Origin of the sequence: Agrobacterium vaccinii, from assembly GCF_021310995.1 — a bacterium.
In the GTDB taxonomy this organism is placed as follows: domain Bacteria; phylum Pseudomonadota; class Alphaproteobacteria; order Rhizobiales; family Rhizobiaceae; genus Agrobacterium; species Agrobacterium vaccinii.
This window is the reverse complement of record NZ_CP054151.1, coordinates 1478104-1492743: the sequence shown is the minus strand read 5'-3', so window position 1 is coordinate 1492743 and position 14640 is coordinate 1478104. Positions and strand designations below refer to the sequence as shown.

At 56.6% G+C, this 14640-nt stretch carries 12 protein-coding genes; 8 read left to right on the top strand and 4 right to left on the bottom strand.

What is annotated here, in order from left to right:
• Nucleotides 1-124: 124 nt before the first annotated feature.
• Nucleotides 125-901 carry a helix-turn-helix transcriptional regulator gene (locus HRR99_RS21920; RefSeq protein ID WP_111841401.1) on the bottom strand — a complete coding sequence of 259 codons (777 nt, stop codon included), beginning with the start codon at nt 899-901 and terminating at the stop codon, nt 125-127.
• A gap of 852 nt (nt 902-1753) precedes the next feature.
• Between HRR99_RS21920 and HRR99_RS21915 the strand changes: the two genes are divergently transcribed.
• The 5 genes from HRR99_RS21915 (at nt 1754) to HRR99_RS21895 (ending at nt 9069) form a co-directional block, all read left to right on the top strand.
• Complete coding sequence (locus HRR99_RS21915; protein WP_233124879.1) at nt 1754-2734, top strand: MSCRAMM family adhesin SdrC; 981 nt, start codon at nt 1754-1756, stop codon at nt 2732-2734.
• A 159-nt stretch (nt 2735-2893) separates the two neighbouring features.
• The gene (locus tag HRR99_RS21910; RefSeq protein WP_233124878.1) at nt 2894-4912 is read left to right on the top strand and encodes a hypothetical protein; all 2019 of its coding nucleotides are present in this window, start codon (nt 2894-2896) and stop codon (nt 4910-4912) included.
• A gap of 24 nt (nt 4913-4936) precedes the next feature.
• On the top strand, nt 4937-7114 hold the full coding sequence (locus HRR99_RS21905) for a type I secretion system permease/ATPase (protein WP_233124877.1): 2178 nt from the start codon (nt 4937-4939) through the stop codon (nt 7112-7114).
• 5 nt (nt 7115-7119) lie between these two features.
• Entirely contained in the window at nt 7120-8472 is a 1353-nt protein-coding gene (locus tag HRR99_RS21900) for an HlyD family type I secretion periplasmic adaptor subunit (RefSeq protein WP_233124876.1), read from the top strand.
• Nucleotides 8473-8577: 105 nt separating this feature from the next.
• Nucleotides 8578-9069 (top strand): hypothetical protein, encoded by a 492-nt coding sequence (locus tag HRR99_RS21895; RefSeq protein ID WP_111841406.1) that lies wholly within the window; start codon nt 8578-8580, stop codon nt 9067-9069.
• Here HRR99_RS21895 and alkB read toward each other — a convergent pair.
• Nucleotides 9064-9708: a DNA oxidative demethylase AlkB gene (gene alkB / locus HRR99_RS21890; RefSeq protein ID WP_233125005.1), complete on the bottom strand. Its 645-nt coding sequence runs from the start codon at nt 9706-9708 to the stop codon at nt 9064-9066. The two genes, HRR99_RS21895 and alkB, sit on opposite strands and share 6 nt — an antisense overlap.
• Nucleotides 9708-10346 (bottom strand): hypothetical protein, encoded by a 639-nt coding sequence (locus HRR99_RS21885; RefSeq protein ID WP_233124875.1) that lies wholly within the window; start codon nt 10344-10346, stop codon nt 9708-9710. Before HRR99_RS21885 ends, alkB begins: the two co-directional genes overlap by 1 nt.
• Nucleotides 10347-10518: 172 nt before the next feature.
• On the opposite strand from HRR99_RS21885, the gene HRR99_RS21880 reads away from it, so the two are divergent.
• Nucleotides 10519-11253: a metallophosphoesterase family protein gene (locus HRR99_RS21880; RefSeq protein WP_233124874.1), complete on the top strand. Its 735-nt coding sequence runs from the start codon at nt 10519-10521 to the stop codon at nt 11251-11253.
• A 90-nt stretch (nt 11254-11343) separates the two neighbouring features.
• Here the strand turns inward: HRR99_RS21880 and HRR99_RS21875 are convergent, their stop codons facing one another.
• On the bottom strand, nt 11344-13164 hold the full coding sequence (locus HRR99_RS21875) for an IlvD/Edd family dehydratase (protein WP_233124873.1): 1821 nt from the start codon (nt 13162-13164) through the stop codon (nt 11344-11346).
• A 62-nt stretch (nt 13165-13226) separates the two neighbouring features.
• Between HRR99_RS21875 and HRR99_RS21870 the strand changes: the two genes are divergently transcribed.
• Nucleotides 13227-13460: a hypothetical protein gene (locus tag HRR99_RS21870; RefSeq protein WP_233124872.1), complete on the top strand. Its 234-nt coding sequence runs from the start codon at nt 13227-13229 to the stop codon at nt 13458-13460.
• Nucleotides 13461-13657: 197 nt separating this feature from the next.
• A complete protein-coding gene (gene ytfQ, locus HRR99_RS21865) occupies nt 13658-14617 on the top strand; it encodes a galactofuranose ABC transporter, galactofuranose-binding protein YtfQ (RefSeq protein ID WP_045229340.1) in 960 nt (319 codons plus the stop codon).
• Nucleotides 14618-14640 lie beyond the last annotated feature (23 nt).

Here is a 14640-nt window from a genome sequence, read left to right as displayed (position 1 = left end):
GGATTTAGAAAACGACTGGTAAATCGCACGCATCTTTGGAGGCTAAAAACCAAACACAGTTAACAGTTGTGGTAACAACGCTGGTTAATTGAGGTTGTATCCAACAATGACACAACTGACCGGGTCAGTTGCGCCACTTGTTAGCATCGACATGAGCATCATCTTTGCCGAAGAAGCGCGAGGCGGCTTCGGTGCGATTGCGCACGTTCATCTTCTTGTAGATGTTGCGAACATGGACCTTCACCGTGTTTTCAGACAGGTGCAGCCGGTCTGCGATGATCTTGTTCTGGGTGCCCTTGCACAGAAGATCGAGGATCTGCACTTCGCGGGTGGTCAGCGCGCAAAACTCGTTCTTGCGGGCGGCCAGCGCATCGGCCCGGTTGGCAACAACAGTCCGGGTATCATAGACCGTGCTTCTGGAGACCTCGGGTCCGGCTGTCAGCCTGCCGAGCAAGGCGGATGGGAAATGCTCGCCTCCCTTGATGAGAAGATCGACCGCCGCCATGAACACATCGAGACGCAGGTTGAGTGGCAGGACACCATCGATGATGCGTGTTTCGACCAGTTGCTTGAGATAGGTCTCGATCATATCGATGGCATCGATCACGAGGGCGATGCGGGCGAGCGGGTGCTTGTGGCGGACATCCGCCAGCAGATCTCCCAGGCGCGGGCCTGAGATCTTGTAGAAAAGGACCAGCCTTACGTCTTGCGTATGCGGCTCGGCGATGGATGCCGAGGGGGCAGCGCTGACCATGTCGCAAGCCGGGAACTTTTTGCCCAATGCCTCGACAAGACATTCGGAAAAGAGATCTTCATTGGCCACCACAAGTATAGTGCCCCCTGACGATAAAGCTCCGTTGCTATGTTTTGTGTCTATTACTCTAGATGCAACCATGAACATATACGCCTCCCTGTAGCGTTACGCAGATACTTTGTGTCATGTGTTAGCACGGTGATTGGGTGTAGCGCCGACCAAAGACGTTCCCACCTCCCCCAGCTATTAATCGTTAGCTATTTATTAATCACGAAAAATAGTACGGAAAAAATACAAAGGAAATTGCCCAAAGGGGTTAGTGTGCCCGAATCAGCATAATAATCAGGGAATTTTTCATTTTCCTAATGCAATTTGTTAGTTCACACTAAAACAATCTTTAAAACTTGCATTGTTCAGTTGTATTAATACTCTAATATAATTTTCGATTGCCGTATTCTCGGTCGCTTCATGGACGTCAAGAATAGTTACAGTCTTTTTTTCTGTCCAAAAGAACTGTTTTTTTCACCCACTCGGCGAAAAAGTGCTCCGACAGCGCGAAAAAGAATTCTAATCCTTCTGACAATAGCTCTTGGCGGCACATCGTGGTTACGGATTGCTTAATCCCATTTAGCAACTGGTAAGCGTCCATCAACTCGGACACATTCGGCCCCGTTGCAACAGACCGCAACCGGTTCGACACAGTCTCATCATCTTGTATCTGCGTAACGATGTGACCTGCCAGCCGACACAACAGTCCAGACAAACCGAAGCATGAAATCTGCAATCGCTTGCGATTGTTGAGCTGGATTTGCGCATGTTCGTATCAGCGTCCTGTGCATTCCCAAAAGCAACGACCGGTAAATCCGGGCCTTGAACCGCAGACGAAACGTCCTGCGTACGTCTGCACAATGTGAACATCGGAGTGAGCGCGAGTAAAATCCCATTTAAGATGAGAGGGATTTCGAAAGCTGCTCCGAACTTTTTCGGAGGGAATTCAAAATGACCAGCAACAGCCACCAGCAGCCAGCGGGCGACGACATCACCAAGATCGGCGCGCTTGCAGAAGGCTTCGCCAACACATCGACCAATAACAGCGATGTGGATGACAGCAACGTCGGCGTGGGGAACGGCGGCAACCGCGACAACACCTACACCGACAACAGCCAGAACCTGGATGTTGATGCCAAGGTACAGGTCGCGACAGACAATGGCGACAACCGCGACAACAGCTATGACTGGGACTATGACAGCAAGTCTTACAGCTATAGCGACAACGACACCAATTCCAACAACAAGACCGTCAGCGTCAACGATGCCGACACCAGCATCAAGAGTGACTACGACTGGAGCTACGAAAGCAAAACGGATAGCCACGACGAAACCAAGGTCATCACGACTTCGGACAACGACACCAAGACGTTCAACTATTCGGACAACGATACCGACACTGACATCAAGACGACGACGGACAGCTTCAACTCGAGCTTTGCCAAGACGGACACCGATTTCTCCACGATGGAACACATCAAGGACATCGGCAACCTGGGCGTTGCTGGCGGCGACATCGCGTTCAATCTGGGCGACGACTTCTCCTTCTCTCTCAGCGTCGACAACATCCTCAACAACTCGTTGAACGGTGACGGCAACGACAGCGCGTTCAGCCTTGTTCAGGCCAGCCATCTGGCTGATCAGGACAGCGCCTATAACATCACCATGGAAAACCAGAACGCCGAGAACCACCTGAGTGCCAATGGCGGCGACGCCCAAGGTGCGCAGGGTATGGACATGGACGGCAAGGGTTGGGACCTCAAGGCAGGCGACGACGTCGCGGGCAGCAGCTCGGCCAATGCCTCTGCGATCCTGGCAAACTCCGGCTTCCATCTGGAACTGGTACAGGGTGCAAACCTGCTCACCAACTCCTTCGACGGTAGCGTTATCGGTGGCGACTCCCACCATGTCGGCGAAGACGGCGGCGCTTGAGCCCTCGCTCTCTCAATTGAAAGGACTGCACCGGCTTTTGCCGGTGCAGTTGCCGGTTGGGACAGCCGGTAGACCCCGTTGAATGGCAGCACATCGGAAGCCGGAATGGCCCTCCGAACGTGCGCCTGATCACAGCGGGTCTGAAGAGGAGGGACAGCCATGTATATGGACAGAATTTCCGACATGATCGCCCATTTCATCGGGCTTTTCGAATCTGAGATCGAAGACGCGCGGATGAGAAACCACTACGCCGAAGGTCGCGGCCTGCACAGTGATGCACAGATGCCAGCACCCGGTGAAGCCGGAGCGGATGACAAGGATTACGATGTCGCCTTGCAGGATTACGATCCCGGCGTGAAATACCGCTCGGGCCATTTCGAATTCACCGCCATACGCACCCACCACGGCTACAGCTTCGAAGACTCGCTGCACAGATTGCACGACATCGCCTCACGGGACCTCAGCGCGCCACACTACAGAATGCCGGGTCATGGTGGCGGCTACGGGGAAGATCAGGCTGAACTCGTGCTCTATCAGGGGCCGGGCTCGGTCATTGCCCATGTCTCGCAGCTGACGCTGTTGCAGGATGACGACTTTCTCAACATGACGGATGGCCCGAACATTCTGCGCGACACGACCTTCGCGACAGAGCGGACCATGGAGTTCTATAGCGAGGCATCACATCTGACGCCGTTTGAAAGCTACCGCCGCACAGACACCTATGAAGGTTTGCAGGAGGTCGCCAGGAATGTGCACGACTTTATCGAAGAGGCACGCGACGACGACACCACCTCGCTCGGCACCGGCGCGACGCAGGATTTCGCGCTGGCGGGTCACTCCATCAATGGCGTCTATATGAATGGCGCCTCCGTCAGCGCCCTGCCTGACGTTGACGACTTCATGCCAGATCGCGGCATTGCCAAACCACCCGTTGAGCCAGAAGAGAGCGATGTGCCACTGGAAAGCCATGGCGGCGCAGGCAACAGTCTCGATGTGGCGGCAGGCGCCAATGTCGTCGCAAATATCGTTTCGGTCGTCAATACGGGCGTTATGGCTCCTGTGATGGCCGTGATGGGCGACTACCACCAGATCGACGCCATCACGCAATCCTATGTCTATAGCGATCGCGACGAGATCGGCTCGTCCTTCACTACCCATGAGGACCATGCCGCAACGGTTGCCAACAATATCGCGGCCTTTCAGAGATCGACCTATGGCGAAAGCGCCGATGGCTCTGATGCAGACAGCACAGCTGATGCGACCATATTCCCGACCGCTTGGCGGGTGAGCTATGTCGAGGGCGACGTGTCCTTCGTCCACTGGATAGAGCAGTACCACTTCGTCACCGACAACGACACGATGACCGTGACGACATCTGGAGCGGATGTCAGCGTGCTGACGGGCGGCAACGGCGCGGTCAATCTGGCGACATTTCTCGGCATCGGCATGCAGTATGATCTGATCATCGTCGGCGGCAATGTGCTCGACATGAACATGATCTCGCAGATCGCCGTTCTCTACGACAATGACTGGGCACGCGCGCTTTCCGGCGTTACCTCCGGGGCAACGGTTCAGTCCGGCAACAACCTCATCTGGAACGAGGCTTCGATCCACAACGTCGGCGCCAGTGACCGGTTCGACTCGATGCCCGACTATATGGTCGAGGCAGCGAAGGCGATCAACGAGCGCGATCCGCACATGCCGGACGGGCTTTCGACAGACCCTAATTTCGCAGGCTATGCCGGTCTCAACGTCCTCTACATCACCGGCAATCTCTACGATGTCACCTACATCAAGCAGGTCAGTGTGCTCGGCGATTCCGACGACGTGACCCAGGCCGCAGCCAAGGTGCTTGCAAACAACGAGAACGCGACCATTCACATCGACACCGGCAGTAACGCCGTCGTCAATGTGGCGCAGATTGTCGATTACGACAGCTTTGGTGGCTCCACCTACGTCGCCGGTCATCTCTATTCCGACGCCGTGCTGATCCAGGGCGGGTTGGTGGAGAACGACACATCGCAGCCGCATCCCAACGGACTGGCCAATGAGGTCATCGCCTTTCTTCACGACGATAACCCCGCCGACGACCATGTCGATGCCGTGTTTAATTCCGGTCACGATCTGTCGTGGTCGCAAGCCCATCCCGTCGACGTCATGCAGACCGCCGTCGCGTGACAGGCCACCCAGGGGACTGTTGAAATGGACCATATTTCAAAAGATAGCATCGATCAGGCCCGCGCTCTGAACGGGACAGGCGCTGGAGATGCAGACACCGATAAGAACCTGACCGAGGCCTGCATCTCGGCGATCGATGAGGCGGTCGATAATTTGCGCCAGCTTTCCGCCGCATCCGCCAAGCCTGACGTGGCAGCGGAACCGGTCAGACGTCCACCGCCGCCAGTCATCGAGGCGCGTGTGACGCCGGAGCAGGATATCCCACCGGTCCAGCCCGCATCCCGCGAGGCACCTACCGAAAAGATCGAGCTGAAATCCAGCCCCGAACCGCAATTCATAAAAACCATCGACAACAATGATGGGCCAATCCGCGAAAACGAACGGCGGCCAATCGCCGGTGGCGGTGGCAACGGTAAAGAGCCCGACCTGACCGGCGGCGGGGGTGGAGGCGGTGGCGGAAGCCACAGCGCTTTCCACAAGCGCAGTGAACCCGTCAACTTCGCGACCAGCCTTGCCAAGGGCATTGCCGCCGTGCGGCGTAACATGGTGATCGTGATGATGTTCACGGTCGCGATCAACGTCCTGCTTCTGGCAATCCCGCTCTATCTCTTCCAGATTTCCGACCGTGTTCTGACCAGCCGATCCATGGATACGCTGGTTATGCTGACGATTGCGGTGATCGGTGCTGTCCTCTTGCAGGCCTTCATGGACTCCATCCGTCGCTTCATTCTCATGCGCACGGCAGTAGAGCTCGAAGTCCAGCTCGGCGCACCCATCCTCAGCGCAGCCGCTCGCGCCTCGCTGCACGGCAGTGGCAAGGATTACCAGATACTTCAAGACCTTCAGCAGCTTCGTTCATTTCTGACATCCGGCACGTTGATCGCGTTTCTGGATGCGCCGCTGATGCCGCTGTTCGTGCTGGTGGTCTATCTGGTGCATCCGCATCTGGGTATTATCATCATGGCCTGTTGCGTCGTTCTGTTCATCATCGCCTGGCTGAACCAGAAATTCACGGCAAAGCAGTTTTCGGAAGCGAACGGTTATCACAGCCGTGCAAACTTCCACCTCGACAGCATGTCGCGCAATTCGCAGATCATCAACGCTCTGGCGATGATACCGGAAGCAGTGAAGATGTGGGGTCGTGAGACGGCGGGATCGCTGAAATCCCACGTCGCTGCGCAGGACCGCAACATCATGTTCTCCGGTGTCTCCAAGGCGTGCCGGATGATTACCCAGATCGCCCTTCTGGGCTGGGGCGCACATCTGTCGCTGGCTGGAGAACTGACCGGCGGCATGGTGATCGCGGCGTCCATCGTATCGGGCCGTGCTCTCGCGCCCATCGAAGGTGCTATCGAAGGCTGGCACCAGTTCAACAAATCCGCTTCGTCCTATGGGCGGATCAAGCAGCTTCTCATCACCTCGCCACTCAATTTCCCGCGCCTGCGCCTGCCCAACCCCGAGGGGCGGCTGGATGTAGAGCGCATTCTGTTCGTGCCGCCACCCCAGAAGAAGGTGATCCTGAACGGCATTTCTTTTTCCCTGAAAAAGGGTGAGTCGCTGGCCATCATCGGCAATTCCGGTTCCGGCAAGACGACGCTCGGCAAGATGCTGGTCGGCTCCATCCTGCCCACCTCCGGCAATGTCCGCCTTGATCTGATGGATTTGCGCAACTGGGACCAGCGGCAGTTCGGCGAAAGCATCGGCTATCTGCCGCAGGACGTGCAGCTGTTTCCCGGCACCATCAAAGCCAATATCTGCCGCATGCGCGACGACGTCGAAGACGAGCAGATTTATCACGCTGCCGTGCTTGCCGATGTGCACGAGCTGATCGCAGGCTTTCCGCAGGGCTACGAGACGGTGGTTGCCGCGGATGGTGCGCCGCTTTCGGGTGGGCAGAAGCAACGCATCGCGCTGGCTCGCGCTTTCTTCGGCGATCCGAAGTTCGTGGTGCTGGACGAGCCGAACTCCAACTTGGACACGCAAGGCGAACAGGCGCTGGCAAAGGCGCTGCTGCATGCCAAGAAACAGGGCATCACCACGGTCACGATCACTCAGCGCCCTGCCCTGCTGCAATGCGTCGACAAGATCATGGTGCTGAAAGACGGCTCGGTGGCGATGTTCGGTGAGCGTATCGAAGTTCTCAAGGCGCTGTCAGGAAACCGGGGTCCACAACCGAACCAATCGTCGCAGATAGAGGGATGAAAGCCATGGCGTTGCGAAAGAAACAAAAAACTATCGAGCAGGGCCCGGTCGAGTGGTACAGCGAAGTGCCCCGCTCCATCCGCATGTACAGCGTCACGGGTCTGGCCGTTCTGTTCGCCTCGTTCGGCGGCTTCGGTTACTGGGCGGGCACAGCACCGCTGGCTTCCGCCATCATTGCCCAAGGCAGTTTCGTTGCCACCGGTAACAACAAGATCATCCAGCATCTCGAAGGCGGCATCATCAAGGAAATGAGGGTGAATGAAGGTGCTGCGGTGAAGGAGGGTGACATTCTCGTCGTTCTCGACAAGACGGCAGCCCTTTCCAATCAGAAGATGATCAACCTGAAACGGCTTCGCCTCGAAACGATCGTTTACCGCCTGCGGGCCGAGGCCCAGGGCGAAAAGACATTCAAGGTTCCCGCCATCGTGATGGCGGAAGCCAGCGACCCGGATGTGAATGCCATCATCCAGGGCCAGAACGTTGTTTTTCACAGCAAGCAGATAAAGCTCGAAGAGCAACTCAATCTGGTCGAGAAAAACATCCGCTCCCTCGAGTTCCGCTTTGTCGGCTACAAGGGACAGAAAGCATCCTTTGAGCGACAGCAATCACTGCTGGAGCAGGAGCGCGATTCCAAGGCCAAGCTCGCCCGGGACGGCGTGATCCGCAAGACGGACATGCTAGCGCTGGAGCGTGCCATTGCCGATGCGATGGGCGACATTTCGCGTCTGGACGGTGAAATGAACCAGAGCGAAGCCGAAATCGCGAAATTCCGTCAGGAAGCCGTTATTGCCGTCAACTCCAACAAGCAGGCCGCACTCGACGCACTCGAAACCGCCGAGGCCGATCTCGATGGCGTGCGCCAGCAATTGCGCGAAGCGGAGCAGGTGCTGGAGCGGACGATCATCCGCTCGCCTGTCAACGGCACGGTCATTCGCTCCTACTACCATACGGCAGGCGGCGTCATCACGACGGGCAAGCCGATCATGGAAATCCTGCCTGCCCATGTGCCGCTCATTCTGGAAGCGCAGGTGTTGCGAACCTCCATCGACCAGCTTCATGAGGGACAGATGGCATCCATTCGTCTTTCAGCGCTCAACCGTCGCACGACACCGGTGCTGGACGGCAAAGTGTTTTACGTCTCCGCCGACAGTATCGAAGAAAATGCCGGAATGCAGGTCAAGGACGTCTATATAGTGCGTGTGCAGATATCGGACGAGGAACTGGCCAAGGTCCATGGCTTCCACCCCGTTCCCGGCATGCCCGCCGATGTGATGATCCAGACATCGGAGCGCACGTTCTTCGAATATCTGACGAAGCCGATTGCTGACAGCATGTCACGGGCGTTCAAGGAACGCTGAGACTGAAGCCGGCTTCCTCCTTGCCAATACACCGGCCCTAAAATCCTTATCGATATTGGGGCCGATGCTGTATGATCGTTTCATACTGAGGCTGGAGGGTTTGAGATGGCGGCTATGTCTGATGTCCTGCTGCTGGTCGGTCGTCTAAACTATGTCTGGACCAACACCGAAAGCCTGCTGATCTATATCATCGCCCATCTCTTGAAGGTCGAGAAGGAGGCAGCGATTGTCGTATTCCTGACGCTGAATACGACCCGCGCGCGTATGGATCTGGTTGAGCGCCTTGCCAAGCTCCGGTCCACGCCGGTCGCTGAAAGAAAGGCCATTCTCGGCGCAATGGCGCGTCTGAAAAAAGAATCGAAGACCCGCAACAAATACAATCATTGCATCTACGCTTTCGATGAAAACGGAGATATTTCCAGCACACAGTTGATGCGGCTTGTGGAAGATGAAAAGCGGGTTCGTTACGGCAAGGTCGAGCCGGTGGATGCCGCCGAAATCAAGCTTCTGGAACAATCGATTGCGGAGATTACCTCCATCAGCAAGGACATGTGGGTCTTCATCAAGAACAGCAAATACGTGTCCGGCGATCTATAGGGCCGCGCGTCTAAATGTCAGGTTGAAGCGGGCACGCCCTGCCTCCTCGTGCGTACCTTCTTTCAACGGCGTGATGCCGTGGAAGAACAGGCGCGACGGACCGCCCCACACCACGACATCGCCATGGCTCAGCAGATATTTGCGCACCGGATCACCTCTGTTGATGCCGCCGAACTGGAAGGTGGCAGGCAGGCCAAGCGAGACTGACACGATGGGGTTCGTGAAATCCTTCTCATCCTTATCCTGATGCAGCGCCATTTTCGCACCCGGCTCATAGCGGTTGATCAGGCAGGCATCTGGCACGAAGTCTGGATATCCGGCTTGTTTCGCGGCGTTGATGGCGAGAGACATAAAAGCTTCCGGCATGGCTGGCCAGAGTTCGCCGCTCACGGGATCGGTGTTTTGATAGCGGTAGCCCTTGCGGTCCGTCACCCAGCCGAAGGGGCCGCAATTCGTCATGCCGACTGACATGGAGAAGCCACCGGGTGTGACCATATGTCGGAAAGGAGAAGATGCTGATATCTGGTTGATCTGCTTCAACAAATCACCTGCGTTTGTGGACGCGTAGCGGCGAAGCAACCATGCGCCCTCCGCCATCTCCTCATTGGTACTATCAAGCCCTGAGAAAAGATCGCCCATCATGCCAGTGCCTTCTCAGCCATCGCCATGAACGAGGGGTGAACCAGCGGGCGATATCCGGCTTTCAAGGCACGCAGCGTCGAGGGTGGCGTCAGCAAGCCATCCACAAAAGGCAAGGCATTGGTAGCCGCGTATCCATCAGCGCTCCACCTGTAGGCCTCACCCTTCATGATGAGATAGGCGTTGCCAGCAGCAGCGATCATCGCGCCATCCGGCAACTCGTCCAAGGTCAGGAGCAGCATATTCAACCGCTTGCGCCGTGATTGAAGTCTTTCCCTGTGCAGGACGATATCGATATCTCCGGCACTGGGGAGAGATGTGCCATTGCCCTCGGCCCACGCCGCCTGGAACTTGTCCGCATCCGGCCTGCGGCACTGGAAGCAAGGCCGGTGTCCCGCTGCCAATGCAGTTGCCTCATCGAAAAAGAAAAGCTCGGTCCAGCTGCGTGTCGCCATGACCTCCCGGCGCGTATTCTTGTATTCGCAACTGCACACGAGCCACGCCTTGGACGTCCAGCGTTTCGTCGTCAGCGTCTTGGTCTCGGGATCATGCAGAATACCGCGATTGCCGGTGAAAAGACCGCGCATCGGCAAATCGACAATATCGCCAAACGGATCGACGCGATTCTGTAGCGGCATGCTGTTCTCCCTGACGACAATGAGCAATTCGCTCAAGTCACATGCAAAAAGAGACGATTTTAGGGAGCTGGCGTGCCGCGATTTCGTTGTAAATGCGGCGTTAAGCATAATGGTCCATAGGTTGTAAGTGAATACGTGGCCACGGCGTCACCAGTTGAGAAGGTTCACTTATATGTCCGCTCCGCAGATGCGCCGGAAGTTGTTTTCCCACGACAGACCCGACATCGTCTACGCCATCGGCGATGTTCACGGCTGTTTCGACCTGTTGCAAGCGCTGCAACAGAAAATCCTGAACGACGCGGCACAGCAACAGGGCTCCAAATGGATCGTGATGCTGGGCGATTACGTCGATCGCGGGCCGAAATCCTCCTACGTTATCCACGAGTTGATGCAGCCGATGACCGGCGACATCGAACGCTTCTGCCTTGCCGGAAACCACGAACAGACGATGCTGGATTTTCTAGCCGATCCACGCAAGGATCACCTCTGGCTTCAGTTTGGCGGCATGGAAACGTTGCGGTCCTACGGCATCGGGGCGATTCCTGATGACATGAAGGCGTTCAAGGCCCAGCTTCATGAGATGATTCCCGCCGACCACATCTCGTTCATAGCCTCTCTGCCGTCGCTTCTGGCAGTGCCGGGCCTTTGCTTCGTACATGCGGGTGTCGTGAATGGCGTTCCGCTGCAAAGGCAGGAAGACGAGAATTTGTTGTGGATACGCCCCAAGGATCAGACCATGCCGGGCGCCGACAACCTGTTTTTGACCGTGCACGGCCATACGCCGGTACGTACTGTGTCTTTGATGGACAACAGACTGAATGTCGATACCGGCGCGTTCATGACCGGTCGATTGTCTGCGGTGAAGATCACGCGTGATGGCACCGTAACGGTGATGCACGCGGAATAGGACTGGCCCAAAACCGGTACGACGGAAAGACGCTGAACACAAAAAAACACCGGCTGATGTCAGCCGGTGTTTCGCATTTCTCAGACGACTTTAGTGGTTGTCGCGTGGCACGCCCTTGGTCTGGGCAATGCGCTGGTACTTGACGGCATTTTCCAGAACCGCGCCGGTTTCCATCTGGCCGACGAGGCCGCGCTGGATTTCCTGCCATGGGGTCTGGTGATCGGGGAACTTATAGCCGCCTTCAGCAGCCAGCGCTTCATAACGCTTGGCCAGTTCTTCCTGCGAAATCAGAATGTCCGCCTTGCCCTGACCAACGTCGATGCGCACCCGGTCGCCGGTCTGAAGGATGGCGAGGCCGCCACCGGCAGCCGCTTCTGGCGATGCATTCAGAATGGACGGGCTGCCCGAAGTGCCGGACTGGCGGCCATCACCGATGCAGGGAAGCGAGGTGATGCCCTGCTTGAGCAGGTAATCAGGCGCACGCATGTTGACGACTTCAGCCGCACCCGGATAACCGATCGGACCGGCACCGCGCATGAAGAGAACTGTGTTGGCGTCGATGCCGAGCGACGGATCGTCGATGCGGTGGTGGTAATCTTCCGGGCCATTGAACACCACGGCCTTGCCTTCGAAGGCTTCCGGGTCGTTCGGGTTGGACAGGTAACGTTCGCGGAACTCGGGCGAAATAACGCTGGTCTTCATAATGGCAGACGAGAACAGGTTGCCACGCAGAACGCGGAAACCGGCACGTTCCTTCAATGGCTGATCGAACGGACGAATGACCTTTTCGTCTTCGATGATGGCGCCACGGCAGTTGTCGCCAATGGTCTTGCCATTGACCGTCATCGCATCTTCCTTGATGAGGCCCTGTGTCATCAACTGGTTGACGACCGCTGGTACGCCGCCAGCATGGTAATAATCTTCGCCGAGATATTCACCGGCAGGCTGAAGATTGACCAGCAAAGGCACTTCTTCGCCATAGGTCTGCCAGTCATCGACCGTCAGTTCGACGTCGAGGTGACGGGCCAGACCGTTCAGGTGGATCGGCGCGTTGGTGGAGCCGCCGATGGCCGAGTTGACTCTGATAGCATTGATGAAGGCGTCCTTCGTCATGATATCGGAAGGCTTCAGGTCTTCGCGAACCATTTCAACGATGCGCAGACCGGTGAGGTAGGAAATTTCCTGACGGTCGCGATACGGTGCTGGAATGGCAGCAGAACCGGGAAGCTGCATGCCGAGGGCTTCGGCCAGCGAGTTCATGGTCGTTGCCGTGCCCATGGTGTTGCAATAGCCGGTCGATGGGGCCGAGGACGCAACGAGCTTCACAAAGCCCGCATAGTCGATTTCCCCCTTGGCCAGAAGTTCACGCGCCTTCCAGACGATGGTGCCGGAACCGGTGCGTTCGCCACGGAACCAGCCGTTCAGCATGGGGCCGACAGAGAGAGCGATGGCAGGAATGTTCACGGTGGCCGCCGCCATAAGACAGGCAGGCGTGGTCTTGTCGCAGCCGATGGTCAACACGACACCGTCGAGCGGATAGCCGTAGAGAACTTCCACGAGGCCGAGATAGGCTAGGTTACGGTCAAGGCCGGCTGTCGGACGCTTGCCGGTTTCCTGAATGGGGTGAACCGGGAATTCGATGGCGATACCACCGGCTTCACGGATGCCTTCGCGTAGACGGTGAGCCAGCTCGAGGTGGTGGCGGTTGCACGGCGACAGGTCAGAACCCGTCTGGGCGATACCGATGATCGGGCGATCCGACTGCAGTTCCGCCTGGCTGAGGCCGAAGTTCATGTAGCGCTCGAGATAGAGCGCCGTCATATCAGCATTGTCAGGGTTATCGAACCAAGCGCGAGAACGCAGCTTACCGCCCTTGCCTTGCGTTGCGGGTAGGTTGTTCTGGTCTTTCATGATTCTGGTCTCCAGCCGGAAGTGGCGAATGGGTACGACTATAGGATTGCGACGACCTTGTGATGAGCGAAAGAGAAAAGAGCCCGGCGACTGTGCGCGCAAGCATCATCAGGCTGGGGACATCGCCCCAGACGACCCGTTTTCTGAAAGCAGTCGATACCGATTGCCACGAAGTTTCCGCCCTGAATTTTTCTTTTACGCCCGCTCATCTGCGGCAATTGACTTCATCGGTCAACACCTCGGATCAGCTTTCGTATTCATATTACTATTTTGCCGGGCGACGCCTTGTCAAGTAAAGCGTCGGGCCGATCCGTTCGCCCGAGAAGAAAAATTTCGATACGGATTTATATTGAAATATAACGGGAATTTCTCGTTTTCTCAGATCTTCAACACCTAACAACATAAGAAATTGCTTGAGGAGCTCTTTTCAAAGATAATACTATATGCTCATATCGTCCTCGTCATAGCCAATTCATCTCTGGGAGGATATAAGATGAAATTAGCACTTGCGGCGGTCACCGTCGCCCTTTCCGCTTGTCTGGCATCAGGCGTATCAGCAAAATCTCTCACCGTTGGCTTCTCGCAGATCGGCTCTGAATCCGGTTGGCGCGCCGCTGAAACGACGGTGACCAAGCAGCAGGCCGAAAAACGCGGCGTGACGCTGAAATTTGCCGATGCGCAGCAGAAGCAGGAAAACCAGATCAAGGCCGTACGCGGCTTTATCGCACAGGGCGTCGATGCGATCTTCATCGCACCCGTCGTCGCAACCGGCTGGGATGCCGTTCTGAAAGAAGCCAAGGAAGAGAAGATTCCCGTCATTCTTCTGGACCGTCAGATCGAGGCTCCAGACAGCCTTTACCTGACTGCCGTGACCTCCGATCAGGTCCATGAAGGCAAGGTTGCTGGCGAATGGCTGGCCAAGGATGTCGGCTCCAAGGACTGCAAGGTGGTAGAGCTTCAGGGCACCACCGGTTCTTCGCCTGCCATCAACCGCAAGAAGGGTTTTGAAGAAGGCATCGCATCGCATGCCAACATCAAGATCGTTCGTTCGCAGACCGGTGACTTTACCCGCACCAAGGGCAAGGAAGTCATGGAAAGCTTCATCAAGGCTGAAGGCGGCGGCAAGGATATCTGCGCTGTTTACGCCCACAATGACGATATGGCTGTCGGCGCAATCCAGGCCATCAAGGAAGCCGGTTTGAAGCCAGGCACGGATATCAAGGTTGTCTCTATCGATGCCGTTCCTGATATCTTCAAGGCCATGGCTGCCGGTGAAGCCAATGCGACCGTTGAACTGACACCGAACATGGCTGGCCCTGCCTTCGATGCGCTCGACGCGTATCTGAAGGACAAGAAAGAGCCTGCAAAGTGGATCCAGACAGAATCCAAACTCTACACGGCGTCTGACGACCCGATGAAGGTTTACGAGGAGAAGAAGGGACTGGGCTACTAAGCCGGTTTCCGCTTCTGGAACGG

Coding starts and splice junctions, on each gene's coding strand:
- HRR99_RS21915 (WP_233124879.1), top strand. CDS start 1,754: ATGACCAGCAACAGCCACCAGCAGCCAGCGGGCGACGACATCACCAAG.
- HRR99_RS21920 (WP_111841401.1), bottom strand. CDS start 901: ATGTTCATGGTTGCATCTAGAGTAATAGACACAAAACATAGCAACGGA.
- HRR99_RS21880 (WP_233124874.1), top strand. CDS start 10,519: ATGTCCGCTCCGCAGATGCGCCGGAAGTTGTTTTCCCACGACAGACCC.
- HRR99_RS21870 (WP_233124872.1), top strand. CDS start 13,227: ATGAGCGAAAGAGAAAAGAGCCCGGCGACTGTGCGCGCAAGCATCATC.
- HRR99_RS21875 (WP_233124873.1), bottom strand. CDS start 13,164: ATGAAAGACCAGAACAACCTACCCGCAACGCAAGGCAAGGGCGGTAAG.
- ytfQ (WP_045229340.1), top strand. CDS start 13,658: ATGAAATTAGCACTTGCGGCGGTCACCGTCGCCCTTTCCGCTTGTCTG.
- HRR99_RS21885 (WP_233124875.1), bottom strand. CDS start 10,346: ATGCCGCTACAGAATCGCGTCGATCCGTTTGGCGATATTGTCGATTTG.
- HRR99_RS21905 (WP_233124877.1), top strand. CDS start 4,937: ATGGACCATATTTCAAAAGATAGCATCGATCAGGCCCGCGCTCTGAAC.
- HRR99_RS21910 (WP_233124878.1), top strand. CDS start 2,894: ATGTATATGGACAGAATTTCCGACATGATCGCCCATTTCATCGGGCTT.
- HRR99_RS21900 (WP_233124876.1), top strand. CDS start 7,120: ATGGCGTTGCGAAAGAAACAAAAAACTATCGAGCAGGGCCCGGTCGAG.
- alkB (WP_233125005.1), bottom strand. CDS start 9,708: ATGGGCGATCTTTTCTCAGGGCTTGATAGTACCAATGAGGAGATGGCG.
- HRR99_RS21895 (WP_111841406.1), top strand. CDS start 8,578: ATGGCGGCTATGTCTGATGTCCTGCTGCTGGTCGGTCGTCTAAACTAT.